At 66.7% G+C, this 26,194-nt stretch carries 25 protein-coding genes; 12 read left to right on the forward strand and 13 right to left on the reverse strand.

Features of this window, described 5'->3' with window-relative positions; all coding sequences use genetic code 11:
- Nucleotides 1-29 precede the first annotated feature (29 nt).
- Nucleotides 30-1,889: a dihydroxy-acid dehydratase gene (gene ilvD, locus K4G53_RS00405; RefSeq protein ID WP_221383519.1), complete on the reverse strand. Its 1,860-nt coding sequence runs from the start codon at nucleotides 1,887-1,889 to the stop codon at nucleotides 30-32.
- 85 nt (nucleotides 1,890-1,974) lie between these two features.
- Here ilvD and K4G53_RS00410 point away from each other — a divergent pair, with 85 nt between their 5' ends.
- The 3 genes from K4G53_RS00410 to K4G53_RS00420 all read left to right on the forward strand — a co-directional run bounded on the left by K4G53_RS00410 (nucleotide 1,975) and on the right by K4G53_RS00420 (nucleotide 5,390).
- Nucleotides 1,975-2,811: a helix-turn-helix transcriptional regulator gene (locus tag K4G53_RS00410; RefSeq protein WP_221383520.1), complete on the forward strand. Its 837-nt coding sequence runs from the start codon at nucleotides 1,975-1,977 to the stop codon at nucleotides 2,809-2,811.
- A 138-nt stretch (nucleotides 2,812-2,949) separates the two neighbouring features.
- Complete coding sequence (locus K4G53_RS00415; protein WP_260322959.1) at nucleotides 2,950-5,109, forward strand: Ig-like domain-containing protein; 2,160 nt, start codon at nucleotides 2,950-2,952, stop codon at nucleotides 5,107-5,109.
- Nucleotides 5,110-5,228: 119 nt separating this feature from the next.
- Nucleotides 5,229-5,390: a hypothetical protein gene (locus tag K4G53_RS00420; RefSeq protein WP_221383521.1), complete on the forward strand. Its 162-nt coding sequence runs from the start codon at nucleotides 5,229-5,231 to the stop codon at nucleotides 5,388-5,390.
- A 158-nt stretch (nucleotides 5,391-5,548) separates the two neighbouring features.
- Here K4G53_RS00420 and K4G53_RS00425 read toward each other — a convergent pair whose 3' ends face one another.
- From K4G53_RS00425 to K4G53_RS00435, 3 genes are read right to left on the reverse strand one after another with little or no spacing between them, the layout of a single operon-like run.
- Nucleotides 5,549-5,794, reverse strand: coding sequence for a hypothetical protein (locus tag K4G53_RS00425; protein WP_221383522.1), 246 nt, complete (start codon nucleotides 5,792-5,794; stop codon nucleotides 5,549-5,551).
- A 46-nt stretch (nucleotides 5,795-5,840) separates the two neighbouring features.
- Nucleotides 5,841-6,788: a polysaccharide deacetylase gene (locus K4G53_RS00430; RefSeq protein WP_221383523.1), complete on the reverse strand. Its 948-nt coding sequence runs from the start codon at nucleotides 6,786-6,788 to the stop codon at nucleotides 5,841-5,843.
- A 55-nt stretch (nucleotides 6,789-6,843) separates the two neighbouring features.
- A complete protein-coding gene (locus K4G53_RS00435; protein ID WP_221383524.1) occupies nucleotides 6,844-8,367 on the reverse strand; it encodes a cytosine permease in 1,524 nt (507 codons plus the stop codon).
- A gap of 106 nt (nucleotides 8,368-8,473) precedes the next feature.
- Between K4G53_RS00435 and K4G53_RS00440 the strand changes: the two genes are divergently transcribed.
- Nucleotides 8,474-10,066, forward strand: a complete 1,593-nt coding sequence (locus tag K4G53_RS00440) for a PucR family transcriptional regulator ligand-binding domain-containing protein (RefSeq protein ID WP_221383525.1) — start codon at nucleotides 8,474-8,476, stop codon at nucleotides 10,064-10,066.
- Between the two features lie 138 nt (nucleotides 10,067-10,204).
- On the opposite strand, the gene K4G53_RS00445 is transcribed toward K4G53_RS00440, so the two are convergent.
- The 3 genes from K4G53_RS00445 to K4G53_RS00455 form a co-directional block, all read right to left on the reverse strand.
- The gene (locus K4G53_RS00445) at nucleotides 10,205-11,059 is read right to left on the reverse strand and encodes a hypothetical protein (protein ID WP_221383526.1); all 855 of its coding nucleotides are present in this window, start codon (nucleotides 11,057-11,059) and stop codon (nucleotides 10,205-10,207) included.
- A 94-nt stretch (nucleotides 11,060-11,153) separates the two neighbouring features.
- Nucleotides 11,154-11,468, reverse strand: coding sequence for a hypothetical protein (locus K4G53_RS00450; protein ID WP_221383527.1), 315 nt, complete (start codon nucleotides 11,466-11,468; stop codon nucleotides 11,154-11,156).
- A 3-nt stretch (nucleotides 11,469-11,471) separates the two neighbouring features.
- Complete coding sequence (locus K4G53_RS00455; RefSeq protein ID WP_221383528.1) at nucleotides 11,472-12,149, reverse strand: hypothetical protein; 678 nt, start codon at nucleotides 12,147-12,149, stop codon at nucleotides 11,472-11,474.
- 207 nt (nucleotides 12,150-12,356) lie between these two features.
- Between K4G53_RS00455 and K4G53_RS00460 the strand changes: the two genes are divergently transcribed.
- On the forward strand, nucleotides 12,357-13,106 hold the full coding sequence (locus tag K4G53_RS00460; protein WP_221383529.1) for a VOC family protein: 750 nt from the start codon (nucleotides 12,357-12,359) through the stop codon (nucleotides 13,104-13,106).
- A gap of 10 nt (nucleotides 13,107-13,116) precedes the next feature.
- Here the strand turns inward: K4G53_RS00460 and K4G53_RS00465 are convergent, their stop codons facing one another.
- The 3 genes from K4G53_RS00465 to K4G53_RS00475 all read right to left on the reverse strand — a co-directional run bounded on the left by K4G53_RS00465 (nucleotide 13,117) and on the right by K4G53_RS00475 (nucleotide 16,685).
- Complete coding sequence (locus tag K4G53_RS00465) at nucleotides 13,117-13,941, reverse strand: IclR family transcriptional regulator (protein ID WP_260322962.1); 825 nt, start codon at nucleotides 13,939-13,941, stop codon at nucleotides 13,117-13,119.
- A gap of 77 nt (nucleotides 13,942-14,018) precedes the next feature.
- Nucleotides 14,019-15,275, reverse strand: coding sequence for a M24 family metallopeptidase (locus tag K4G53_RS00470; RefSeq protein ID WP_221383531.1), 1,257 nt, complete (start codon nucleotides 15,273-15,275; stop codon nucleotides 14,019-14,021).
- A 99-nt stretch (nucleotides 15,276-15,374) separates the two neighbouring features.
- Nucleotides 15,375-16,685, reverse strand: a complete 1,311-nt coding sequence (locus tag K4G53_RS00475) for an MFS transporter (RefSeq protein WP_260323005.1) — start codon at nucleotides 16,683-16,685, stop codon at nucleotides 15,375-15,377.
- A gap of 390 nt (nucleotides 16,686-17,075) precedes the next feature.
- On the opposite strand from K4G53_RS00475, the gene K4G53_RS00480 reads away from it, so the two are divergent.
- Both K4G53_RS00480 and K4G53_RS00485 read left to right on the forward strand, forming a co-directional pair.
- The gene (locus tag K4G53_RS00480; RefSeq protein ID WP_221383533.1) at nucleotides 17,076-17,543 is read left to right on the forward strand and encodes a hypothetical protein; all 468 of its coding nucleotides are present in this window, start codon (nucleotides 17,076-17,078) and stop codon (nucleotides 17,541-17,543) included.
- Nucleotides 17,540-19,288: a DUF5671 domain-containing protein gene (locus K4G53_RS00485; protein WP_221383534.1), complete on the forward strand. Its 1,749-nt coding sequence runs from the start codon at nucleotides 17,540-17,542 to the stop codon at nucleotides 19,286-19,288. The genes K4G53_RS00480 and K4G53_RS00485 overlap by 4 nt, the downstream gene beginning before the upstream one ends.
- A 58-nt stretch (nucleotides 19,289-19,346) precedes the next feature.
- Here K4G53_RS00485 and K4G53_RS00490 read toward each other — a convergent pair whose 3' ends face one another.
- Together K4G53_RS00490 and K4G53_RS00495 are read right to left on the reverse strand one after the other, a co-directional pair.
- Nucleotides 19,347-19,754, reverse strand: coding sequence for an SRPBCC domain-containing protein (locus K4G53_RS00490; RefSeq protein WP_221383535.1), 408 nt, complete (start codon nucleotides 19,752-19,754; stop codon nucleotides 19,347-19,349).
- Nucleotides 19,751-20,065, reverse strand: a complete 315-nt coding sequence (locus K4G53_RS00495; protein ID WP_221383536.1) for a helix-turn-helix transcriptional regulator — start codon at nucleotides 20,063-20,065, stop codon at nucleotides 19,751-19,753. Before K4G53_RS00495 ends, K4G53_RS00490 begins: the two co-directional genes overlap by 4 nt.
- A gap of 126 nt (nucleotides 20,066-20,191) precedes the next feature.
- Between K4G53_RS00495 and K4G53_RS00500 the strand changes: the two genes are divergently transcribed.
- From K4G53_RS00500 to K4G53_RS00515, 4 genes are all read left to right on the forward strand, one after another.
- The gene (locus K4G53_RS00500) at nucleotides 20,192-20,551 is read left to right on the forward strand and encodes a VOC family protein (RefSeq protein ID WP_221383537.1); all 360 of its coding nucleotides are present in this window, start codon (nucleotides 20,192-20,194) and stop codon (nucleotides 20,549-20,551) included.
- 30 nt (nucleotides 20,552-20,581) lie between these two features.
- Entirely contained in the window at nucleotides 20,582-21,937 is a 1,356-nt protein-coding gene (locus K4G53_RS00505) for a rhodanese-like domain-containing protein (protein WP_221383538.1), read from the forward strand.
- A 99-nt stretch (nucleotides 21,938-22,036) separates the two neighbouring features.
- Complete coding sequence (locus K4G53_RS00510; RefSeq protein ID WP_221383539.1) at nucleotides 22,037-23,275, forward strand: NYN domain-containing protein; 1,239 nt, start codon at nucleotides 22,037-22,039, stop codon at nucleotides 23,273-23,275.
- Between the two features lie 37 nt (nucleotides 23,276-23,312).
- Nucleotides 23,313-23,789: a GNAT family N-acetyltransferase gene (locus K4G53_RS00515; RefSeq protein ID WP_221383540.1), complete on the forward strand. Its 477-nt coding sequence runs from the start codon at nucleotides 23,313-23,315 to the stop codon at nucleotides 23,787-23,789.
- Nucleotides 23,790-23,816: 27 nt separating this feature from the next.
- Here K4G53_RS00515 and K4G53_RS00520 read toward each other — a convergent pair whose 3' ends face one another.
- Nucleotides 23,817-24,272: an SRPBCC family protein gene (locus K4G53_RS00520; RefSeq protein WP_221383541.1), complete on the reverse strand. Its 456-nt coding sequence runs from the start codon at nucleotides 24,270-24,272 to the stop codon at nucleotides 23,817-23,819.
- A 261-nt stretch (nucleotides 24,273-24,533) separates the two neighbouring features.
- Here K4G53_RS00520 and K4G53_RS21420 point away from each other — a divergent pair, with 261 nt between their 5' ends.
- Entirely contained in the window at nucleotides 24,534-26,147 is a 1,614-nt protein-coding gene (locus tag K4G53_RS21420; RefSeq protein ID WP_221383542.1) for a phospholipase D-like domain-containing protein, read from the forward strand.
- Nucleotides 26,148-26,194 lie beyond the last annotated feature (47 nt).

The raw sequence follows: 26,194 nt of genomic DNA on the forward strand, positions 1-26,194 counted from the left end.
CAAGCCGCCGCGCTGCGCCTGACGCGCTGTTACCGCTCCAGCAGGGACACGTCCCGGACGGCGCCCTTGTCCGCGGACAGCGCCATGGCGGCGTAAGCCCGCAGCGCCGCGGACACCAGGCGGTCCCGGTCCTTGGGCTTGTACCCGCCGTTGACTTCGAGTTTTTCGCGGCGTTCGGCGAGGATCTCGTCGGAGACCTCCAACTGCATTGAACGCTGGCTGATGTCTATGCTGATGATGTCGCCGTCCTCCACCAGGGCAATGGCGCCGCCGGAGGCAGCCTCCGGGGAGATGTGCCCGATCGACAGGCCGGAGGTGCCGCCGGAGAAGCGGCCGTCCGTGATGAGGGCGCACTTCTTGCCAAGGCCGCGGCCCTTGAGGAAGGACGTCGGGTAGAGCATTTCCTGCATGCCCGGGCCGCCCCGGGGGCCTTCGTAGCGGATGACCACCACGTCGCCTTCCTTGACGGTCTTGTTCAGGATCTTTTCCACGGCTTCGTCCTGGGATTCGCACACCACGGCAGGGCCCGAGAACATCCAGATGGACTCGTCCACGCCGGCGGTCTTCACCACGGCGCCGTCGACGGCCACGTTGCCGCGGAGCACTGCGAGGCCGCCGTCCTTGGAGTAGGCGTGCTCCACGGAGCGGATGCAGCCACCTGCCGCGTCGGTGTCCAGGGAGGTCCACTCGTTCGACTGGGAGAACGCGGTGGAGGAGCGGACGCCGCCGGGAGCTGCGTGCCACAGGGCCTTCGCTTCCTCGGTGGCCTTGCCGCCACGGATGTCCCAGTCGTCCAGCCAGCCGTCCAGGTCGGCGGAGTGCACCGAATGGACGTCCTTGTGCAGGAGCCCGCCGCGGTTCAGTTCGCCCAGCAGGGCGGGGATGCCGCCGGCGCGGTGCACATCCTCCATGTAATAGGTCTTGTCCTTGGCCACGTTCGGGGCCACCTTGGCCAGGCAGGGCACCTGGCGGGACTTGGCGTCCATCTCGGCCAGGCCGTAGTCCACGCCCGCCTCCTGGGCCGCGGCCAGCAGGTGCAGGATGGTGTTGGTGGAGCCGCCCATGGAGATGTCCAGGGCCATGGCGTTGTCGAAGGCCTTGGCTGTGGCGATGGAGCGCGGCAGCACGGAGTCGTCGTCGCCGTCGTAGTAGCGCTTCACCAGCTCGACGACGGTGGCACCAGCCTTCTCATACAGCGCCTTGCGTGCGGTGTGGGTGGCCAGCACGGAGCCGTTGCCCGGCAGGGACAGGCCGATGGCCTCGGTGAGGCAGTTCATGGAGTTGGCGGTGAACATGCCGGAGCAGGACCCGCAGGTGGGGCAGGCGTTCTCTTCGATGAGGTTGATGTCTTCATCGGAGATCGACTCATCCACGGCGTCGGCAATCGCGTTCACCAGGTCCAGGGAGCGCACGGACCCGTCGGTCAGGGTCACGCGGCCGGCCTCCATGGGGCCGCCGGAGACGAACACTACGGGGATGTTCAGGCGCAGGGCGGCCATGAGCATGCCGGGGGTGATCTTGTCGCAGTTGGAGATGCAGACCAGGGCGTCGGCGCAGTGCGCGTTCACCATGTACTCCACGGAGTCGGCGATCAGGTCGCGGGACGGCAGCGAGTAGAGCATGCCGGAGTGGCCCATGGCGATGCCGTCGTCCACGGCGATGGTGTTGAACTCGCGCGGCACGGCGCCAGCGGCGAGGATCGCGTCGGAGACGATCCGGCCCACGGGAGCAAGGTGGGTGTGGCCGGGTACGAACTCGGTGAAGGAGTTGGCCACGGCGATGATCGGCTTGCCGATATCCGAGTTGGCGACGCCGGAGGCGCGCAGCAGTGCGCGGGCTCCGGCCATGTTGCGGCCGTGGGTGACTGTTTTAGAGCGAAGTGCAGGCATGTTTACCATCCTGTCCGCTCCGGGCGAGCCGCGGAAGACGCTCCTGCTACTAGTAGTAGGAGTACCAGAGTAATAGTATTTTCAGGTGAATGAACCCGGACGCCGCAAAGAACTTGGCTTGTTCCTGCGCGCCCGCAGGGACCAGGCGCTGCGGGCCGACTACGGCCTGCCGCCCATAGGCCGCTCCCGTGAGCGGGGGCTGCGGCGCGAGGAGGTCGCTTTCCTGTCCGGAGTGAGTGTCACCTGGTACACGTGGCTGGAGCAGGGCAGGGACATCAGCCCCTCCCGGCAGGTGCTGGAAGCCGTCAGCCGGGCCCTGCACCTTTCGGCGACCGGCCTCGGCTACGTCCTGTCACTCGGTGGCTATGCGTCAGCAGCACCGGCCAGCCCTGCCGCCGATGCCGCGCCGCCGCACATCCAGCGCCTCCTGGATGCCCTGGACCCCAACCCGTCATTCGCGCTGTTTCCCGATTGGGGCGTGGCCGGGTGGAACAAGGCTTACGCTGCGCTGTATCCGAACATCGCCACAGTGGCCCCGGCGGACCGCAACCTTCTGTGGCTGGTGTTCACGGACCCCTACGTGCGGGACCTGCTCCCGGACTGGGAGACCACCAGCAAACGCTTCCTTGCCGAGTTCCGGGCCGAAACAGGGCAGCGCCTGGGCGACCCGGACATCCAGTACCAGGTGGAACGGCTCAAGGAGGCGAGTCCGGAGTTCCGGGTGGGATGGGACCGCTACGACATCCTGGGCTTCGAATCCCGCGAGCGCCTGTTCCACCACCCCGCAGTGGGTGTCCTCCAACTTGAGCACCACCAGGTCTCCCCATCCGACCGGCCGGACCTGCACATCGTGGTCTACACCCCGGCCCTGGGGAGTGACTCCGCCACCCAGATGCAGTCGCTCCTGGCCAAGGCCGGGTAGCAGCAGTTAGGGGATATGGATCCGGAATTAGGGGTTTCTGTCGCGCCAACAAATTAGGGATTGCTTTTGGTGCACTGGCGGCTGACACTGAACGCACCTGGGGACTGGGCTTTCATCTGCGCAATTCCGGGAGCAACAATGCAGGACCATCCAATTCTCCACCGGGACGTCCGCAGCGGAGCCCGCAAGTCCCGGCTCCCGGCTCTGCTGGCAGCACTGATCCTTGCACTGGCCGCCCTGGTGGTACCGGGTACGGCGTCAGCCGCCACCGGCGATGTCGGGGTTCAGGGCCCCTCCCACTCCGGTACTGGAACACCAACCGGCACCAAGCGGGCCACCAGCACGTTGTGGTTCAACGATGGAACCTGGTGGGGGGTTCTCTGGGATACGTCCAGCCTGAGTTTCCATATCTTCCGGTTCAACTCCGCGACAAACTCGTGGGCGGATACGGGTGTTGTGGCCGAGACGCGGGCCAACACCCACCATGACGTGCTATGGGACGGGACGACGCTGTTCGTGGCGAGCTACCGGTTCGTCAACGACGGCCTGCCCGCGGAACCAAACTTTCCCACGACGCTGCGGCGTTACAGCTACGACGCGGGCACGAAGAAGTACACGTCGCTGGGTTCGTCAACCATCAACAACTACAAGGTTGAGGTCCTGACCATCGACAAGGACTCCACCGGTCGGCTGTGGGCCACATGGCAGCAGGGCAACAGGATTTGGCTGAACGTCACCGGCACGGATGGCCAAACCTGGGGCACGCCGTTCCAGCATCCTTCGTCGATGAGCAACGTGTCCGTGGACGACACATCGGCCGTGATCGCCTTCGGCCCCGGCAAGATGGGCGTGATGTGGAGCCGCCAGGTTGGTGACGCCACCGACGGCATGTACTGGAGCTACCACACCGATGGCGCATCCAGCACCGCCTGGAGCACTCCGGTGGCTGCGGTGTCGGGGCTGCGCAGCGGCGATGACCACATGAACCTGAAGTGGCTTGACTCCTCCGGCGGCCGGGTATTCGCCGCCGTCAAGACGTCATTCACGTCGTCGGCCCAGCCCCTCATCCAGCTGCTGGCCCTGAGTGGGACCACGTGGGCAGCGCACACGATCGCGCCGGTGTCGGAGTGCCCCAACCGGGTGATCGTCCTGGTTGACGAGAGCACGCAGATGCTGCGCACCTTCGCCACCTATCCCAAACCCAGCGGCACAACGAACGCCGGTGTCTGTACCAGTTCGGGCGGCGCGATCTACGAAAAGTCCACCCCGCTGGACAACATCAACTTCACCAGCGCGAAGACCGCCAGGATCGTCGACGCCGACCAGTACGTCCACAACGTGACGTCGACCAAGCAAAACCTCAACAGCGCGGCGCGGGGCACGGCCAACAGCGGCCTGCTGGTGCTGGCCGATGTCAACGCCACGAGCCGCTACTGGCACTACTTCGATCCCAGCACTGGCGGCGGGACCAGTGACACGACGGCCCCGACGGTGACGGGCACAACCCCGGCCAGCGGTGCGACCGGCGTCGCCGTGACAACCAACGTGACCGGAACTTTCTCGGAAGCGATGAATGGCTCGACGATCACTTCGAGCACGTTCACGCTGCAGGCAGGCACGACGACGGTACCGGCCACCGTGACGTACAGCAGCACGGGCAATGTGGCGACGCTGAACCCCAGTGCGGATCTGGCGGCCGGTACGACGTATACGGCAACGATCAAGGGCGGTTCCAGCGGCGTGAAGGATGCTGCCGGCAACGCGCTCGCGTCTGACAAGACCTGGACCTTCACCACGGCTTCCGCCGGTGGCGGAGGCACGCAGACCGTCACGCTCACGGCCACTGCCGACAGCTACGTCAACAGCGGGGCTACGGGCACGAACTACGGCGCGGGCACCACGCTGGCCGTGGACAACAGCCCGGTGGAGGTGGCGTACCTGAAATTCGACCTGTCGCCCTACGCGGGCAGGACCCTGCAAAGTGCCACGCTCAAGCTGCAGAGCGCCGCCAATGCGTCCACGGGCAAACAGAACGTCAAGCTCGTGGCTGATGACAGCTGGACCGAGGGCGGCATCACTTATAACAACAGGCCGGCACTGGGCACCGTCCTCGGCACCCTTGGACCCACGGCGATCAACACCGGCTACAGCGTTCCGCTGGCCGTCAGCGGCCTGGCCGGCGAGCCCGGCCAGCAGCTGTCACTGGGGATCGACACCGCCAGTACCGACGGGCTGACCCTCAACTCCAAGGAAGCCGGCAGCACGGCGGCGCCCCAGCTTGTCCTGACCTTCAACTAGATGGGTGGAGCAGTAGGACCCTCAAGATTTGCGCAGTTTATCCGGTAACTGGACAAACCCTCTTCCGTCCGCCTGAACAGGCTCCTAGTGTTGGCACACGAGCTTGCCAAGGGGGAAAAATGAACAGCTCAACAGACAGTTCTTCGGAAACCACATGCCCGGATCCACAGCAGGAGGCGGCAGCGCAGCCGCGGGAAATTCCGGGGAAAGACTGGACCTCTACCGATTGCCTTCAGCTCGTGCGGGCGCCGATCCGCTTCACCCGCGCCGACTGGCCCTGACATATCAGGGCTGACGCATTAAGGCCCGGGGACGGGCCACCTGGACCACTGGTATGACTTCGGTGAAGCCATGCGCCCAACACGGCCAGCGCACTGGTCCAGGTTGTTACCTGCCGTTTCAGGCCCGCCGGTTTGATCCCTGGCGAAGATGCCAGGGATCAGCTGGAGGCGTCCTTCTCGATTTCTTCCGCGAGGTCATCCACTTCTTCGGGGCGGGCCCTGATTCCCGCCTCTTCGAAGCGTTCTTCGAGGACATGGCTGACGTCGTCCTGGACATGGCCCAGGCGGATCTCGTCACGGACCTCGTCCGCGATGCTCTCCGGCGTCTCGAAGGCCGCCGCGCCAGCCACGTCCTCGGCGCTGTCGATCGGGTCGTTCACGTTGCCGGCTCCGGGATCAGTCATATCCGACCGTTACCCGTCTTGTTCCGGCTGTAAACAAGACGGGCTGCTATGCCACGGCACCTTCGCTGACGCGGGCCGGCTCAAACGCCGCGCCGGCCCCCGGGAACGTCGGGACGGTGATCCTGCCGTGGGTATGGATCTCGTTGACTGTTGCCCTGGTGTGTTCGGCGATCCGTTCCATGGTGGTCACCCACATGCCGTCCATGGCCTTGACGCGCTCGATCAGTCGCTCCAATGCCACAGCCTTCGACGGCCGGCCGGAGATGAAGGGGTGGTTGGTCAGGACGAAACAGCTGCCCTGGGAGTGGTGGGCCTCGGCTTCAAGGGTCCACATTTCCAGGACCTTCGCCGGGCTCTCGATGACGCCGCTGCCCGTGACGCCGGGGTAGAACGCATACTGCTCCCAGTCATCCAGGGTCCAGTCCACCGGGATCTCCACGATGTCCCGGGGATCATCGGCGGCGACGGCGAAGCGGTAGGGGGCATCGCCGTCGAGCAGGCTTGAATCGTAGAGGAAGCCGCGGTCGGCCAGCAGGCCTGGTGAGTGCCAGTTCAGTTCCCACCACGGCGCCCGATACCCCACCGGCCGGACCCCGGCGACCTTCGCCAGGGCTTCCAGGCCACGGTCGATGTAGCTGGCCTCGGTGGCGGCGTCGATGCCCTGCATCGGTTCGTGCAGGTAGCCATGGTGGGCCACCTCGTGGCCGCCGTCCACGATCTGCCGCACCACGTCAGGGTAGGACTCGGCGGTGAAGCCGGGGATGAAGAAGGTGGCAAGGATGTCCTGGCGCTCGAGGATCTTGAGCAGCCGCGGCACGGCGATCCTGGGCCCGTAGGACTGGTGGCTCATCAGGGACATCCGCCGGGTGCTGGCGGGATCGTGGGCGATGGTGCAGGACTCGGCGTCGACGTCGAACGTGAAGGACGCGGCGGCCTTGGCACCGTCGGGCCAGGTGATCGGGTGCAGGGCATCGGCAATGGCGGGATGGTTCACGAGGAAATCCTTTCGGCGGGCGCAGTGCGCCCGCCAGGTTTGGGGGAAGAAGAGGTTAGAGGGCGGGCAGGGCAGGCGTGCTGCCGGTCGGCCGGGTCTCTGCAGTCCGGGGCTCCAGGGCGAGGTAGCGGATGTGCTGGCGCGGGCCGAGGATCGCGTAGACGGCGGCGCTGGTCAGGCCGCCGGCCAGCCAGGAGAGGTCCCAGCCGCCGAGTGCGACGGCGATCGGCCCCTGCATGACGGGGATCAGGCCGTACATGAACAGCCATGTGGCGAAGATGCCGGCCAGGAGGGAGACGACGCCCGCCCAGTTCACGCCGGGCAGCCGATGGGTGCCAACGCCGTCGAACAGCCTTTCCGGGTCGCCGGGCCAGCGCTTGTCCAGCCAGAAGTAGTGCACCAGCATGATCCCGCCCCAGGCGGCCACCCAGGCCACCAGGCCGATCAGCCAGGCGTCCAGCACCGCGGCAAAGTCCTCCTGGAAGATGAAGAAGACGACGGCGGCGAGCGAGAGGACGCCGACGAACAGGTTGAGCTTGCGGCGGCTGATGGAGATGTCCAGTGCCTGGGTGGCGACGGAGAAGGTGTAGATGTTCAGGATGTTGGTGGCGATGGGTCCGTGGAGGACCATCAGCAGCACGGGCAGCGCCATGGCGCCGAAGTTGAGGACGATGAGCTTGCCGGGATCGATTTCGCCGCTGTTGGTGGCCAGGCTCGCGCCGAGGACACCGAGCCACACTACCGGGATGAACTGCCCCAGGACCGAGGCCAGGTAGACCTTCTTTTTAGGGACGCTGGTGCTGACGAACCGGGAATAGTCCGCCGCGTAAGTGAACCAGGTGATGCCCCAGCCGATACCGATGGCGGTCATGACCGCACTCATGGCGGCGATGCGCTCGGAGCCTTCCAGGATCGCACCTGCCGGTCCGGCGTAGCTCCAGTCGATGTCCATGCCGAACCACGCCACCGCTGACATGACGGCCAGGATGAGGATGGTGGGCGGAACAGTCCATTTTTCGAAGGCCGCGATGGCCTTGTAGCCGAACCAGGCGATGGCCACCTGGAGGGCCATGATGAAGGTGGCGACGCCGATCTTCCACGCGTAGTTGGGCGCCTCGGGGTCAACCCAGCCCAGGGTCCCGAAGAGTGCCATGACCAGGTCCAGGATGATCCAGGTGTTGACCGCGCACCAGCCGATGACCAGCATGGCCTGGATGGCGGCCGGCAGGTAGTTGCCGCGCCGTCCGAACGCTGCCCGGGCCAGGACCATGCCGGTGGCTCCGGTCTTCTGTCCCAGGAGGACGAAGCAGCCGAAGAGCAGCATGCCGATCAGGTTGCCCAGCACCAGAACGGTGATGGTGTCCGCGAGCCCGAGTCCCAACTGGATACCGAGTGCCCCCAGCACCCAGTTGATCGGCGCCAGGTTGGCACCGGCCCAGATCCAGAACTGGCCGGATACCTTGCGCGTTCGTGCTGATTCCGGGATGGCCTGCAGCCAGGCTTCGTGGTCCACGACGTTGTGGTCCTGTGTGGCCTGGGCAGGTTGCCCGTGCGTTGCTGTTGAAAGCTTTTCTTGCATGGGGGCCTCCGTGAGGTGAATAAGTACCAAAAGGCTATGTGGCCCTCATCACAAGCAACAAGATACGATGTGTCGAACAGATTCTCCTAATACGTTACGGAATGTCGTGTCAGTCCTTCTCGGCGAAATACTCGCCCATCCTGCCCTTGCCGCCGCCGACCCCGTGGTCCACCCGCTGGGGGCGGACGCGGGCTCCCAGCCGGTCCGCTGGGTCCACTCCAGCGAAGTGCTGGACATCGCTCCCCTGCTTCGAGGCGGGGAGCTGCTGCTGTGTGGCGGCATCACACTGGCAGCGGCCAGCCCGGCCAAACGCGAGGACTACGTCCGGGAGCTGGCGCAGCGGGGCATCGCAGCCCTGGCGGTTGAGACGGGCGGCGTGCTGCCGGAGATCCCGCCCGCCATGCTGGAAAAGGCCGCGGAGTTCGGCCTGCCGGTGGTGGAGCTGCGCAAGGTGGTGCCGTTCGTGGGCGTCATGCAGGCCATCAACTCCATGCTGGTCAGCGACTCGGTAGGCCACCTGCAGCAGGCGGACGCCGCCACCCGTGCCATGGCTGCCGAGCTTGCCCATGGAGCTTCGCTCGACAAGATCCTGGGCGTGCTCGCCGGCATCACCGGTTCTGCCGTCAAGCTCACCTCCCCCTGGGGCGTCACCATGGGCAGCGCGGTGCCGGAGGGCTGGAGAGATGAGGTGGACGGGGAAGGAACAGCGGACGACGACGGCCCCGGGGCGGGCGCGCACGGCGCCTTTTACGCGGTGCCCGGCGGAACGGCCATCACCGTGGACATCCCCGTGCGTGGGGTCCTCATGGGACGGCTCGAAGTGCATGTGCCGGAAGATGCGGACACCGCGCTCGCGCAGGTGGCCGGGGAACGGGCCGTGGACATCCTGGGCCTGGCGCTGCTGCAGCACACACCTCCCGGGCTGCATGCCCTGGCCGGCGCTGAGCTGATGCGCGCGGTGCTTAACTCCGCGCCGGAGTGGCGCCTGGAGCAGCTGGCTCCCGGCGCCGGCTTTCCTACTGGCTCCCCCGCCGTGGTGGCGGCCATCCATGCCGCCTCACCGCAGGAGCTGCGTGGCGCCGTCGAAAACTTCCTGGGTTCGCGCCGCATCCCCTGCGCCGCCTACCTTGACGACGCCGAACTGGTGGTGATGATCGGACTCCCCTGCACCGGGACGGCCGGCGAGCGGCGGACGCTCCTGGAGTCCCTGCAGGCCCTGGAAGGTGATCACGATGCGGTGATCGCCGTAGGGCCGCCTGCCGGCAGGGTGGCTGAGGCGGCCTGGTCACTCGCGGAGGCGCGCCGGGCCCTGGAAGTGCGGCAGATCCGGCGGCGTAATGCGTCGGCGCGCCGACGGTACCCGGCCCGCGGCCTGGTGGTTATCGATGCGGAAGACGTCGCGGTGGAGAGCCTGGCCCTCACGGTGGTGGACGCTTCGGCGCGGGAAGCGTTTGTCAGCCGGCAGCTGGGGGCCGTCCTGGAGCATGATGCGCAACGGCAGTCCCAGCTGTTGGAGACCCTGCAGGTGTGGCTGGACTCGGGCTGCAACACGGCGCAGTCCGCCCGCGAACTGCACCTGGAGCGGCAGTCGATGCACCACCGCCTGCAGCGGATCTTCGAGTTGTGCGGCGGTGATCCGCGCGGCACCGGGCGGCTCGCGGCGCTGCACCTTGCGGCCCGGCTGGCGGGGCTGCCGTGACCGGTGGGAAGTTCGCGATGATGGCGCACTCCCCGGATTTCAGAAGCGGCTGTAGTCGAGTGAACCCGCGAAGATAACAGGAATCGCGGTCACGCAGGACGCAGTCCCAGGACACATTCCTCCTGGCTTTAAGACTTGTTAGGTTGTTCCCGCCGCTGCTCCGCGGCGCAGATGGCCTTTCGGATCTCGCCTTTCGGCGCGGCGGCCAGTGGCGAGGAACCAGATCAAGACTGCGAGGCTGGCGGCGCCGATGACCAGGTGGACGACGACCACTGAGAGGTCGGTCCGGATGCCCCCGGTGAGGTTGTCGAGAACGGCCGAGACAGCGAATACGACGCCGCCGAGTGCAGATACCAGCAGCAGCCCGGGAGCTGCCGTATAGCCGAAGGGACGCCTGGCCCACAGGAGGACCCCGGCCAGGATCAGCACCGGAGTGCCGAGGATCCAGTCGGCGACCCAGTGCCCACGCCAGGCCGCCTCCGTCGCGCTGCTGCCGAACGCACTAACGGCCGTGACGACGAGCCCCGCGTAGGCGAGCACGCCGATCACCGTCAGGAAAGCGCCCACGGCCCTGGCCGGGGCGCCGGAGAATCGCTCCCGCAGGGCCGTCCCGTCGATCGCGGTTGACAAAGATGCAAGACCGAAGGCGGCCGCGAGGAAGACCACGGCGTCGTCGAAGAGCAATGGCGTGAACGGCGCCCCAATCAGATACGGCATATAGGCGTAGGCCAGATAGAACAGGCCCCCTGGCCACAGCAGCAGCGCGGTCAGCGAACCACGGCGCGCGAACCACAAGGCAGCCAGGACGAGCACCACGACGATCAGGTTCGCCGCGTCCGCTCCCTGGGAGACCAGGACGGACTGGGACTGGGCATACCTGCCCACCCCTGCCCCCAGCCCTACGCCTGAGGCCACGACGACGGCGGCCGCGGCGGCGACGGAGGCGCCCGTCGCCTTTCCGAGTCCGTGCCGCACAGGAAGGGTTTTGTCCATTTCATGCACCTCGTTCGTCCGGGCCCCGGTCCTTTCACGGCGGCCGGGTCCAGCAGGTATCAGCTCAAATTCGCCCGGAATGCGCCCATTCGGCCTACTGGTACTGTGCGACAGCGGAGTACATCATGACGCCCGCCGCCACCGCGGCGGCGAATGCGCCCGTGGTGGTAGCCCAGGTCAGTACCGAGCGTTCCCTGTAATGAATGATGCCGACGAGTCCAAGTGCTGTGGCTGATGCTGCTGGTCCGACGCATGCCTGGCCAAGGGCGTGCCACACCCAGGCGGCGGACGGGACGTCCATCATGGGCAGCAGAATGATCCATGCGACGAGGGCCGCCAGGACGGTGATGCCCGCGAAGAGCAGACTCCAGCGTCCGGCTGCCGATCGTGGGGTGATTGCCAGTGACATGTCTTACGCGCCCGGGTGGAGTACAAAAAGGTTGATAAAGAAGGTAAAGATAAAGAGGGCCAGCTGTGCCGGGCCGGCGACCAAGGCGATAGCTGCCAGCACCGACCGGTCCCGGTAACTGATAATTCCGGCCAGCGCGAGGGCCGGAGCGGCCCCTGCAGCTGGTGTCAGGACGGCCCAGGGGCTGTACGCGAGAACCAGGCCGACCACCAGGAAGACCGCGGCCCACCATCCGACCGGTGTTGTCGGCAGGAAGCGGATGGTCTCTCCGTCAGCCCGGAACGCCGCGAGGATGAACAGTACGGCCGACACGGTGAGGGCATAGGTCGCTGTGGAGATGAACACGTCCGGGGTGACGGGAAGCTGCGCCCCCGGCGTGAAGAGTACCTGGGCAGCAGCCATGATCGCGGCCGATAGGATGAAGAACGCAAGGGCCCAGTAGCCCAGCCGCGTGCGGGCTACGCGGTGTTTCCGCACCTGGGCTGCGATCCCTGTTGCGGCGCTGAGAACAAAACTGCCGACGACGACAGTTGCCCAGATAACCTCCCCCGTAGGTGGTTCCCCAAACGGTATCGACGCCACGGTCATGGCCACAATGAATAGCACCACGGCCGTTCGCGAAAGCCAGACAACCGGCAGCGCGGGCCTGTGGGCAATTGGGGACGAAATTGGAATTGCCATCGAAGACTCCACATGACACTCGGCCTGAAGGACATTGCGTCCCTTACGAGGATCCCTTTCTCGATACGCCGGGGCTAGGGCTCAAAGTCCTGCAGCGGTGTGGCTCACTATCCACCCAGACATCAAAAAGCCCTCCATGCCTGCGTTTCCAGAAGTATGCTTACCGGGCCACGCCGGGCCGGTCGGATTGGAAAAGGGGTGCAGTCTATGTCCAAGCGGGATACTTCCTCGGTGGGTGCACCGTGCTGGGTGGATACCTGGCAACCGGATCCCAGGGCCGCCAAGGAGTTTTATGGCGGACTTTTCGGCTGGAGCTTCGATGATGCAATTCCATTGTCCGGGTTCGAGGGTGAATACTTCCCGGCCCGTCTTGACGGACGCCTGGTTGGTGGCGTGGGGCAGGCCCCGCCGCAGTCGCCTGCGGGATGGCTGACCCACGTGCGTGTGGGTGACGTTGGCAAGCAGGTTGCCCGCGCGGAGCAGGCCGGGGGCCGGCGGCTCGGGGCCTTTGGTGCCCTGGCCTCTGCGGCACTGGTAGCCGACTCCTCCGGCGTGCTGTTCTGCCTGCGGCAGGCGGGGGAAAATGACGGCATTGAACTGGCCGACCAGCCGAACTGTTGGGCCATGAGTTCCCTGCACACCCCCGATATTGGAAAGGCGCAGGAGTTTTACCGGACGATGTTCGAGTGGGAGCTGACGTCTACGCCGGGCGCTCCCTTTTCACTGTGGCTTCGTGAAGGCCGGGTGGTGGCAGTGGTTACCGCCACCGACGGCGCCGATGTTCCCCCGCACTGGAGTGTGAACTTCGCGGTCAGCGATGCGGACGATACTGCAAGCCGGGCTGTTGCCTTGGGTGGCGGGACTGTCCTTGCCCCCTCCGATACCCCGGGGTTCAGGAGCGCTGTGATCAGGGACCCCTGGGGCGGCGTCGTCGCAGTCAGCGCCGCCACCGCCTGACTGGGCAGCGCTAGCTTGACGTCCGCCCGCCCAGCCGCGTGGTGACCTTGGCGGCGGCAGCCACGCAGGCCTCGCCCAGGCTCTCGAACTGCTCCTTGGACACCCGGAACCGTGGCGCCGGAATCAGGACGGCTGCCACCACGTCTCCCCGGTGGTCGCGGACGGGGGCGGCAACGCCTACCTCGTCCATGGACGATTCGCCATAATTGCCGGCCCATCCCCTCCGCCCCACGTCCTGGAGCCTTGCCTCGTAAGCTTCGAGGCCGGCGTCGTCCAGTCCCGGATAGGTGATGGTCCCGCTGCGCAAGAGTTCGCGCACCCGCTCGGCCGGCAGGGTGGACAGGAAGACCTGGACGGAGGCGCTCATCGCGTCGCGGTAGCGCGCCCCCAAGGGCGTGGTGTGCTTGATCTGGTGGTGGCTGGCGATCTGCTCCACGCAGACGGCCTCATCGCCGTTCCACAGCATGAGGGCGCTGGTTTCCCCGGTCTGCTCGGTCAGCTGCCGCAGGACGGGGTAGGCGACCCGGCGTTCCTCCATCTCGGCCAGCAGCGGGCCGGCCACGGCGATCAGGCCCAGGCCCAGGCGGAACCGCTTGGTCTCGGGATCACGTTCCACCAGGTTCTCCTGCTCGAAGGTCGCCAGGATCCGGGAGACGCTGCTTTTGTGCATGCCCACCCGGTTGGCGATTTCCGTGACGCCGAGCAGGGGCTCGTCGGCGGTGAAGGTGCGCAGGACGGCGATGGCATTGACGACGACGGAAGCGCCTTTCGCATCCGTCCCGCCGTTGGTGCCGGTTCCGTTGCCGTTGGCGTCTTTGGCTTGTGCAGGAGTCATGGTGGACACCATCTTTCCTCATAAAACGGCGGAAGCGGCGCCACGTGTCCGTGACGCCGCCCTGCCGGTGCTGCTGGTTAGGCCTCGATGATGTTCTTCTCCGGGCCGAACGGGAACTTGGTGATGTTCTCGACAGTGTTGTCTTCGCCGATGACCAGGATGTCGTGCTCGCGGTAGCCGCCGGCGCCCGGCTGGCCGTCCGCCACGGTGATCATCGGTTCCATGGAGACCACCATGCCCGGCTCAAGGACGGTGTCGATGTCCTCGCGCAGTTCCAGGCCGGCTTCGCGGCCGTAGTAGTGGCTGAGGACGCCGAAGGAGTGGCCGTAGCCGAAGGTGCGGTTGGCGAGCAGGCCGTGGCTGATGTAGATCTCGTTAAGCTCGGCGGCGATGTCCTTGCAGACGGCGCCGGGCTTGATGAGTTCCAGGCCGCGGCGGTGTACCTCGACGTTGATGTTCCACAGCTCCAGCGAGCGCTCGTCCGGCTGGCCGAGGAAGAGCGTGCGCTCCAGGGCGGTGTAGTAGCCGGAGGTCATGGGGAAGCAGTTGAGCGAGAGGATGTCGCCCTTCTGCAGCTTCCGTGTGGTGGCCCAGTTGTGGGCGCCGTCGGTGTTGATGCCGGACTGGAACCACACCCAGGTGTCGCGGACCTCGCGGTGGGGGAAGGTCCGGGCGATCTCGTGCACCATGGCCTCGGTGCCGGCGAGGGCAACCTCGTACTCGGTGATGCCCTCGCGGATGGCTTTGCGGATCGCTTCGCCGCCGAGGTCGCCGATGCGGGCTCCGTGCTTGATGACTTCGATTTCCTCGGCGGACTTGATCATGCGCTGGCGCATGGCGTCCTGGGAGACGTCCAGGAGTTCGGCTCCCGGGAAGGCGGCGGCGATCTTCTCGCGCGTCAGGCCCGGAAGGAAGTCGTCCTCGACACCCAGGCGGGCTGCCTTGACGCCGCGCTGGCGCAGGGCCTCCTGCAGGCCGAAGTAGAAGTTGTCGCGGCGCCAGTCGGTGTAGACGATGTTCTCGCCGTAGGAGGTGCGCCATGGCATGCCGGCGTCGATGTTTGCGGTGACCGTGACCGAGTCATCCGCGGTGACCACCAGGGCGTAGTTGCGGCCGAACGTGGTGTACAGGAAGTCGGAGTAGTACTTGATGCCGTGGTAGCTGGTCAGGATGACGGCATCCAGGTCCTTGGCGGCCATGATCTGCCGCAGTCCGCCCAGGCGGCGCTCGAACTCTGCGTCGGAGAACGTGAGCTTGCCCTTGGAACCGTTGTGCAGGACCTTGAGGCGCTCGAGCTCTGCGATGGAGGATGCGTTGTCGGCGGTGATAGTCACGTAAGTGTGCCTTTCTGGGTGTGGTTGGGTTCCAGCGCTGCTGTGTTTGCGGCGCTGCTGCTTGTGATGTGAAGGATGGTGAAGGGGCCTGGCGGCAGGTCAGACGTGCTTGAGCGGCTTGCGTGAGGTTTCCGCGGCGAACAGCACGGCTATCAGGGACACCGCCGACGCCGCCACCAGGTACCAGCCGGGAGCAAGCTTGCTCTGGGTCAGGCCGATCAGCAGGGTGGCCATGAAGGGTGCGGTACCGCCGAACAGGGCATTGGAAAGGTTGAAGCTGACCGCGAATCCGCTGTAGCGGACCTTGGTGGGGAAGAGCTCGGCCAGGAAGCTGGGCAGCGTTCCGTCGTTGAGGGTGAGCATGCCGCCCAGCAGGATCTGGACCAGCACGATGACCAGGAAGTTGCCGGTGTCCAGCAGCATGAAGGCCGGAACCGTCAGCAGCATGAACAGCACGGAGGCGGTGATCAGCATCCGTTTGCGGCCGAACCGGTCCGAGGCCATGCCGGTGAGGAAGATGAAGCCGATGTAGCTGGCCAGGGCGATGGTGGTGGCAAGGAAGGATTCGGTGGAGCCGAAGCCCAGTTCCGCCGAGAGGTAGGTGGGCATGTAGCTGAGGATGACGTAGAAGCCGACGGCGTTGAGCAGCACGGCCCCGCAGGCGATCACCAGCTGCTTCCGGTAGGTCCGGAACATGTCGAACACCGGCGCCTTGACGGCCTGGTCCTCCTCCGCCGCGAGGGCACGGAACGCGGGGGTGTCCTCGAGCTTGGTGCGAATGTACCGGCCGATCAGGCCCATGGGGGCGGCGAGCAGGAACGGCAGCCGCCAGCCCCAGTCATGCAGCTGTTCGGTGCTGAGGACGGAGCTGAGCAGTGCCGCGATCAGCGAGCCGAGGAGCAGCCCGGCGGCGGTGCTGGCAGGCACGACGGCGGCATAGAGTCCGCGCCGGTTGGCCGGGGCGTACTCCACCAGGAAGGCGGAGGCTCCGGCGTACTCGCCGGCTGCCGAGAATCCCTGGACGATGCGGACCAGCAGCAGCAGGACCGGCGCCAGGAGCCCGATGGTGGCGTAGCCGGGGATGAGGGCGATGCAGAAGGTAGAGACGGACATGATGACGATCGACAGCGACAGGGCCTTGCGCCTGCCGACCTTGTCGCCGATGTGGCCCCAGACGAAGCCGCCCAGCGGCCGGACGAAGAAGGAAATGGCGAAGACCGCGAAGGTTGCCAGCAGCGCGGTCTGCCGGTCAGCCTCCGGGAAGAAGACCGAGGAGATGACGGCGGCAAGGTAGCCGTAGACGGCATAGTCGAACCATTCGACGAAATTGCCGATGAAGCTCGCAGTGACCACCCGGCGCCGTACATCTTTGCTGGGCACGTCGTAGCTGGCCGCTTCTTTGCTGGGCATGGCGCTGGCAGCGCCGGCGGGGGCAAGGCCGCTGGCGCCATCGGCAATGGCTCCTGCCCCGGGAAGGTTTGATTCGGTGCGCATGTAACCACCAGTGAGAGTTGGAGTTGCAGAGATTGCAACGTGGTTGTCTCAACATAGGTCGTGATACGCGCCACAGTCAATAGCTTTTCGAGTAACCGCACGCAATATTTCCAGCCCGAGACTGCGCAGGGAAGCACTGCGGGGCCCCTTCGCCCGATCGGCGAACCAAGTTGCAAGAGAAGCAACATCGTTGAGATAAGCGAGAGATCCTGATAGAAATCTGGAACGGAAAGGGACACGCATCCAAGCAAGAAACAGGCCCAATGGCACAGGCCCCGATCGCCCCCGCGCGTGCATACTTGCGGCATGGACGACCACACAGCGCGAAAACCGGACCGGATCCTTCTGGCGATTGTCGGCGTCGTGGCTGTGCTGGTGGTAGTGGCGCTGGCCGTCGTCTTCTCCCGGGGCGGACCGGCCCCGCTGGATGAGGCCAGCCCGGCGGGTGTGGTCCAGCGGTACAGCGCCGCGGTGATCGACGGCGATACTGCCACCGCAGACTCCTACCTCACCGACGCCGCCCGGAGCACGTGCCGCGGTTCCTACCCGGGGGCGCCACGGCCCACGCGGGTGGTGCTGATTTCGACGACAGAGCGCGCCGATACTGCCACGGTGAGGGTCTCGCTGGTCCAGACGTCCCCGGGCGGCCCCTTTGGTTCGTCCGAGTATGAGTCCGAGGACGCCTTCTCCCTCATCAAGGTGAACGGAAAATGGATGATCGACCAAGCGCCCTACCCGCTGATGTCCTGCACGGGAATGCCGGTGAAGCAATGACGTCCCAAGTCGCCACCACTCCCCCGGGGGCGCCCGCCGGCGGAACACTGGCGTCCCTGCGCCGCCTGATCCTGTACGTCCTGCTGTTCGCCCTGGTGGTCATCATGGCTACCGGCCTCAGCGGGCTGCTGGAGCGGCTGTTCACCTCCGCCTCCATCCTGGTGTCCGGCGGCGTGGCGGGACTCGCACTGTCCCTGGCTTTCACCCTGATCGGCGGACCGCTGGCGCTCCTGCTCTGGTGGTTTGTCTGGCGCCGGCTGGACGACGAATCGGAGCGGACCGCCGCCGGCTGGGGCTTCTACCTGACCGCGATGTACGCGTTCTCGCTGATCCTCTTCACCACTTCCTTCCTGAATCTTGCCTCGTCCTTCATCGCCACCCAGAAAGCATCATGGGAGTCACCCCTGGCCAACGGACTGGTCTGGGCAGGCATCTGGCTGTGGCACCGGTGGATGTGGAAGCACCCAGCGAAACCGTCGACGCACCTGGAGGACGTGCGGGCCGTCGTCGGGTCCCTCTTTGGCCTGCTGCTAGGCGCAGGCGCAGGGATTGGCGCCCTCAGCGCCCTGCTCGACGTCGCCATCCGGGGCTTCCCGCTGACCGCAGCCTTGGAGCCGTGGTGGTACCCGGTGCTGCGGTCAGTGGTGTGGGCGGCCGGTGGAACCGCGGTGTGGTGGTGGCACTGGTTCCGGGAAGGCGGCCGGCGTTTCCAGACGGGCCTGGTGGACGCCGCCATGATCGCCGCGGGCATCTTCGTTGCCGGCGCCGCGGCCCTGGGCGGCCTGGGCGTGGTGCTGTTCGTGCTCCTGCGGCTCGCGTTCGACCGGAGCGACCCGGAAAACCTGCTGCTGGAACCCTTGGCCCCCGCCATTGCCTCGGCGCTGATCGGCACCCTGGTGTGGCGCTACCACCGCAGCGAATCCGCGTCCCGCTCCGCCAGGACCAGGCGCGCCAGCCTCCTGGTGACCTCCGCCGTCGCGCTGGCGGCCGCCGCGTCCGGCATCGGCGTGGTGGTGAATGCGCTGCTGGCCGCAGCCGTGTCGCCGCTGGCCGGCAGTGCCACCCGCACCCTGCTCCTCGGCGGCATCAGTTCCCTTGTGGTGGGCGGCCCCGTGTGGTGGCTGGCGTGGAAGCCGCGGCACCAGCCGCGGACTGCCGCCGAGATCCCGCCGGGCCGCCGCGTGTACCTCGTGGCATTCTTTGGCGTCAGCGCAGTAGTTGCGCTCATTTCGTTGCTGGTGATTGGCTACCGGCTCTTCGAGTTCCTGCTGGGCGACGTCTCCGGCGGCAGCGTCATCGACCGGATCCGGGCACCGCTGGGGCTGCTGGTGGCGGCCGGACTTGTCGCCGGGTACCACTTTGCCCTGTGGCGGCACGACCGGGAACTGCTGGCAGCAGAGGCTCCTGCGGGCAGGCGGGTGATTGAGCGCCTCACGCTGGTCTGCCCGCGTCCGGCGACTGTTGCCGAAGCCGAGGCACTGGTGCGGGGCGTTGCCGAGGCGGTCGGCGGGGCCAAGGTGACGGCCTGGTGGCGGGCGGACGACGGCGGAACGGCACCTGTTGCGGCGTCCCCAGGCGTGGCGTCCCCAGAAGCCGCGTCCCCAGTCGCGCCGGACGTTGTCCGGCGCGTGGTGGCAGCGGTGGACGGTGCTGCGCTGGATGGCGCGCGGCACGTCCTGGTGGTCCTCGGACCGGGTGCGGGGGCGGAAGTCATCCCCTTGGCGGGCGGCGGGCGCAGCCGTTAGGGGCCCGTGTCAGCGGACGACGGCGGGCGCGTCCCGCCGTCGTCCGTCCTGCAACGCGTCAGGAGACTCCGGCGATGACTCCGTCGATGCGTGCCAGCAGGCCGGGCCAGCCGTTGCCCATCCCCTCGATGGCCTGCCGCCCCATGGGCGTGTCCAGGCGGAAGCCTGCGTGTTCGTGGTGAAGGACGGTGCCGCCGTCGACCGGTTCCAGCCGCCAGGTGATGGTGGTGTCCAGCATGCCTTCGGAAAAGAGGAAGCTGATGGACGTGCCGGGGTCCACGCTGAGGACTTCGCACTGTTGCTGGCCCCACGTGCCCATGTCCATGGTGAAGCGGTGGCCGACGACCGCGGAGATGTCGCCGGGCGCCCACCAGCGGGCCAGCAGTTCGGGCGTCGTCAGCGCGGCCCAGACCGCAGGGGCGGGGTGCGGGAAGCGGCGTTCGAGCCGGATGGCGTTCTCGGTCATGTCGGTTTCTCCTCGTCCAAAAGGTCTGCCAGGGCATCCAGCCGCTGGTTCCAGTAGTGCTCGAAGTGCTTCACCCAGCCGCCGATTTCAGCGAGGGCGGCGGGCTGGAGGTGGTACACCCGGTTCCTGCCCTGCCGTTCCTCCCGGACCAGCCCCGCCTCACGGAGCACGGCGAGGTGCTCGGACGCCGCCGGGCGGCTGAGGTCCAGCAGGCCGGTCAGCTCTCCGGCCGTCCGTGGTCCTTGCCGCAGCTCGTCCAGGATGGTGCGCCGCGCCGGGTTGGACACGGCGGCGAAGACATCGTTGAGCACGCAGTGCAGTATATGTCGGAAATTTCCGACGCATCAACGGGAACTGGATTTCACTGTCCCCCGTACTGCATCGGATGGTCCCGCGCGAGTCTAGCCGGGCCGCAGCGGCGGGATTAGGCTGGGCGGATGTTGACTATCGGAACGATCGTCCTCGGCGTCAATGACGTCGCCGCCGCTACAAACTTCTGGAACGCCGCCCTGGGCTATGTGCCGCGGGAGCCGCGTGACGAAACGTGGGTGACCCTTGCCCCGGCGTCGGGACCCGGAGCCCACCTGTCCCTCATGCTGAGCGAAACCCCGGTCCAGGACCACCCGCGGATCCACCTGGACCTGTATGCGGAGGACCAGACAGCCGAGGTGGAGCGGCTGGTCTCGCTCGGCGCCAAACGCGTGGACTGGGATCTCTACCCGGAGGACCCCGACTTCGTGGTCCTCGCCGACCCGGACGGGAACCGGTTCTGCGTGATCGACAAGAGCCCGCGGTAGCCCTGCAGGCAGTTCGAGGAGGAACCGGGCATGGAAGTCGTCACCATCGAAACGCCGCAGTTGGGCGACCGCTCGTACCTTGTCCATGACGGCGAGGTGGGTGTGGTCATTGACCCGCAGCGCGACACGGACCGGGTGGATAAGGCCATCGCCGACGCCGGCGTGAGGATCACCCATGTGGCGGAGACGCACATCCACAACGACTACGTCACCGGGGGTTTGCAGCTGGCACGGGACCACAACGCCGCCTACCTGGTCAGCGCGGAGGACAACGTCCCCTACGAGCGCCAGCCGATCTCGGACGGCGACTCCGTGCGGGTGGGACGGATGGTCCTCAAAGCCGTGGCAACCCCGGGGCACACCCACCACCACCTTTCCTACATCGTCACGGACGGCGACCGGCAGGCCGTGTTCTCCGGGGGCAGCCTGCTGTACGGCTCGGTGGGCCGCACCGACCTGGTGAGCGAGGAGGACACCGTGCCGCTCACCCACCACCAGTACGCCTCGGTGCGGAAGCTTGTGGAGGAAGCGGGCACGGATGCCGGGCTCTACCCGACGCACGGGTTCGGTTCCTTCTGCTCCTCCGGCCCGGCCAGCGGGGCGGAGTCCTCCACCATCGGCGAGCAGCTGGCGGAGAACCACGCCCTCACGGACCCCGACGAGGAGCACTTTGTCCGCGAACTGATCCACAACCTCACGGCCTACCCCTCCTATTACGCGCACATGGCCCCGATCAACCTGGCAGGGCCCACGGCACCGGATCTGGACGTGCCCGATTCCTTGGACGGGGAAGAGCTCGCCGCCCGCCTCGAGCGGGGCGAGTGGGTGGTGGATCTGAGGAACCGCATCGCCTTTGCCGGCAACCACCTTCGCGGCAGCGTCAGCTTCGAGTATGGCGACGGCACCAAGTTCACCGCTTTCCTTGGCTGGGTGCTGCCGTGGCACGAAAAGCTGACACTCGTGGGTGAGCGCCAGGACGTGGAGGACGCCATCCGGGATCTCTCACGCATCGGCATCGACAACCCGGACGCGGCCATCGGTGCCGGACCTGCGGACCTGGCTCCCGGGGCCGCCACCTCCTCCTATGAGAGCGTGGGCTGGCAGGAGGTGCTGCAACGGCCGAAGGAGGACCGAATTCTCGATGTCCGCCGCACCGATGAGTTCGAGGAGTCCCATATCCAGGACGCCGTCAACATACCGCTTCACGAGCTGCTCCGGCGGATGGACGAGGTGCCCGCCGGGCGGCTGTGGGTGCACTGCGGCTCCGGCTACCGCTCGGCCGTGGCGGCGAGCCTCCTGCAGCGCGCCGGCCGGGACGTGGTCCATGTCGATGCGAAGTTCCGCCATGCAGAGGAGGCCGGGCTCACCCTGGTGCGCCACCAGTGAGGAGCGGACGACGGCGGGTGGGCGCGCCCGCCGTCGTCCGTTTCCGTGTCGCTCCATGTTGTGGTCGCCGGTACCCCGTGTTGCTGGCACACTGGCCCAATGAACGCCGCACTCACACCTTCGCGCCGGCCCGGCATCCGTGCCGCGATGTTTGTCGATTTCGACAATGTCTTCACAGGCCTGCAAGCGCTGGACCCGCAGGCGGCAAAGCGGTTCGCGGAGGACCCCAAACACTGGGCCGACGCGCTGTCCGGCGGTGGATCCGGAGAGGGGGCACGGCGCTTCCTGATCCGCAACTGCTACCTGAACCCCATGGTGTACTCGAAGTACCGCACGTATTGGACCCGCGCCGGATTCCGGGTGATCGACTGCCCCTCCCTGACGCAAAGGGGGAAGAGCAGCACGGACATCAACCTGGTGCTCGATGCCATGGACGCCCTCTCCGGAAGCGGCGGCATCGAGGAGTTCTTCATCGCCTCGGCCGATGCCGACTTCACGTCCCTGATCCAGCGGTTCCGCGCGGCCGACCGGATGACCACCGTCATTGCTGCCGGTGCAGTCGCCTTCGCCTACCGGGAGATGGCGGACCACGTGGTGGAGTCGCATGACTTCGTGGCGATCCTTAACGGCACCACGGCCGAACCGGTGCACGCTGTTGCTTCCGGGAAGCAGCCGGAGGCCGCTGCGGCAGCCACGACGAAGGCAAGAACCTTGTCGCCCGCTGTCCGCGAGGTGGCAGAGTTCATCCGGTCCGCCCCTGGCCCGGTGGTGGGTGCGATGGTCGCCCACCGGGCGCTCACTGCCGACCCTTCGTTGAAGACGGACTGGGGCGGCTTTGGAAAGTTTGGGACGTGGGTATCCCAGATCGGGAAGAACGTTGAGTATTCGGCGGCGCAGGGTGGCTGGGTCTGGGACTCGAAGCGGTTCTCGTTCGAAGATGTTCCCGTCCCCGCCGATGTCCAGCAGGGGGTGGAGGAGCGGGTTACCCGGGTGACGGACGTGCCGGCGCTTTCGGCAGCCCAGTTCCGGCAGATCTTCGAGGCCATGGCAGAACGGCTGCGGGAGCAACCGCCCCTAAGCCGGACTGAACTGTCCCGGCAGGTGCGGGACGATTGCGTCAATGCCGGGCACCCGGTTTCGCGCAGTGCCGTCAGCTTTGTCCTGCAGGGCCTCGCCTACGCCAACTTCCAGCTCACCGACCAGGCAACAGCGCAGGAGTTGGCGGCAGCATGGACCCAAAACGTGGAAGAACTATGCCGCGTGGCGCTGCTGGAGTTCGACGCCGCAGAGAAGCAGGCCGTCCGCCGCTGGGCCAGCGGCGGACTCCTGGACAGCTGATCCCGCCGCACCCCGGGCAGCGGGTACATTGGGGGCGATGATTTCCATTGACCGGGACGATCCCGCACGCGCCGATGTCCACCAGCTCCTGAGCGAGCACCTGGCCGACATGTTCGCCACCTCGCCCGCGGAAAGCGTCCACGCCCTGGACCACTCCGCGCTGTCCGCGCCGTCGATCACGTTCTGGACGGCCCGCCAGGACGGGAAGCTGCTGGGGTGCGGTGCGCTCAAACTCCTCGATCCGCCGGGTGGCCCATCCCCGCATGGCGAGATCAAGTCCATGCGCACCGCTTCAGACGCGCGGGGACGCGGCGTGGCCACCCTCATGCTCGGGCACATCCTCGACGACGCCCGGGCCCGCGGCCTCGTACGCGTCTACCTGGAGACCGGCACCGAGGACTACTTCGCTCCCGCGCGGCGCCTGTATACGCGGCACGGCTTCACTGAATGCCCGCCGTTCGCCGGCTACGTCCTGGATCCCAACAGTGTGTTCATGGAGCTGCGCCTGGCCTAGTGGCCCGTCCGCGGTGGGCCGGGGGTCCTAGACTTCACCACGCCAGCCGCCGGTCTCCGTGCCGCGCGATTCAATGAAGTCCTTGAACTTCCGCATGTCGGCCTTGACCTGCATCTCGTCGATCTTCAGCGCTGCGCCTGCCTTTTCAGTAGCGGTTTCCGGCGCCCATTCGAAGTGGACTTTGACCTTCGTGTGGCCGGCATCCAGCGGAGTGAACCGAATGATGCCGGCGTGGGACTTGCCGTCGATGCTGCGCCAGGCGATCCGGTCATCCGGCTCCTGGTCAACGATTTCGGTATCGAATTCCCGCCGAACACCACCCACGTTGGTCACCCAGTGGTTGGTGGTGTCGGTCAACTGGGTGACAGTTTCCACCCCGGACATGAACTGCGGAAAGGATTCGAACTGGGTCCACTGGTTGTACGCGGTCCGCACCGGGACTGCAACTTCAACGGTCTCTTCGACCTCTTCAACGTGTGCCATCTGCTTCCTCCTCCATGACGGACGGCCGCAAGATCGGACCGGCAGCACTGGCCATCCTGCCAGTCAGGCAGCCGCCACCTTTGCACGATAGATCCGGCGGCTACCTGTGTCCAGACCTCCGCAATTGCCGGGCGGACGACGGCGGGTGGGCGCCCGCCGTCGTCCGCCCCACGGACGTGCACCTGGCGACATTGACCGCCCCCGTAGGCTACTGGGTAGGCCGGACACTGAGGGCGGCCCGGGCCTCGAAGGGAACATCGAGTGGACAGTAGTGCTGGTTACTGGTTCTTAAGTAGCGCCGAGCGGGGAAACGCGGCCACCGGCGTCCATGCCGGAGGTGCCGGATCCACGTCCTGGTCAGAGGGCAACCTTGTCCGGCCCCTGGTTCATGGCGCCACCTACTTCGCCCGGCTGCAGGAGGAGTTGTCCGCCCTGAACGCCGGGGACCGGGTGTGGTTCACCGACTGGCGTGGCGACGGCGACGAGCGGCTTACGGAGGACGGGCCCACCATCGGCGGGCTGTTGGCAGAGTTGGCACGAGCCGGTGTGGAAGTGCGCGGCCTGGTCTGGCGATCCCACGGAGAGCGCATCTCCGCACCCATGAGCGGCCGGTCCAACGAGCTGCTCAGCAAGCAGATCAATGACGCCGGCGGTGAGGTGCTGCTGGACCAGCGGGTCCGGCTCTTCGGCTGCCATCACCAGAAACTGGTGGTCATCCGCCGCCGTGACGACCCTTCCCGGGACGTCGCGTTCGTGGGCGGGATCGACCTCTCCCACAGCCGCCGCGACGACGCCGGCCACGAGGGGGACCCGCAGGCGGTGGACATGGATCCCCGGTACGGAAAGCGGCCTCCGTGGCACGACGCCGCCCTTGAGCTTCGCGGCCCGGTGGTGGCAGATGTGCTGGAGTTGTTCGCGGAAAGGTGGAACGACCCCCATCCCCTGGACCGGCGCACGCCGTACCGGATGCTGCTGCAGCGCCTTGCGGACATGCCCCGGCACCCCAAGCCCCTGCCCGAAACCGCGCCGCCACCTCCGCCCGCAGGCCCCCACGCCGTGCAGCTGCTGCGCACCTACGGCGTGAAACATCCGCCGTTCCCTTTCGCGCCCGGCGGCGAGCGGAGCGTTGCCAAGGCCTACACGAAGGCCTTCGCGCAGGCCCGGTCGCTGATCTATATCGAGGACCAGTACCTGTGGTCGGCCGAGGTCGCCGGCGGAATCGCAGCGGCCCTCGAACAGAACCCGGAGTTGAACGTGATCGTGGTGGTACCCCGCTACCCGGACTCCGACGGTCCACTCGGAGGGCCACCCAAGCGGCTCGGGCAATTGAGCGCCATCGAGAAAATGCGCCGAGTTGCCCCCGACAGGTTTGGCGTCTTCAATCTGGAGAACAAGGCCGGGACCCCGATCTATGTCCACGCCAAGATCTGCATCATCGATGACGTTTGGTTCACCATCGGGTCTGACAACTTCAACCGCCGGTCCTGGACCGCGGACAGCGAACTGACCTGCGCGGTGGTCGATACCACTGCCAGCCAGGAAGAAGCATCCGGCGCCGATGCTGGTCCCCGCGCTTCCCGGCAGTTGCCGCACGCGCTCCGGCTCCAGCTCTGGGCGGAACACCTGGGCCTGGACCAGGACGACCCCCAGCTCCACACCCCTGGGAACTGGCTCGCGTTGTGGAATGCCGCCGCCGATGCCTTGGACCAGTGGCATGAAGCCAACGATGGCTCGCCCCGCCCCAAGGGCCAGGTGCGGCATCACAGGCCGAAACCCGTCACGCCCCTTCAGCGCCTATGGGCCAATCCCCTCAACCGGCTTGTGATCGACCCGGACGGCCGCCCCCGCAAGATGCGGGGCACCACGCGGTTCTAGGCGCTCGACAAAACGGAAGCGGGCGACGGCGGGTGGGCGCCCGCCGT

This window comes from Arthrobacter sp. MAHUQ-56, from assembly GCF_019710585.1.
Taxonomy (GTDB): Bacteria; Actinomycetota; Actinomycetes; order Actinomycetales; family Micrococcaceae; genus Arthrobacter.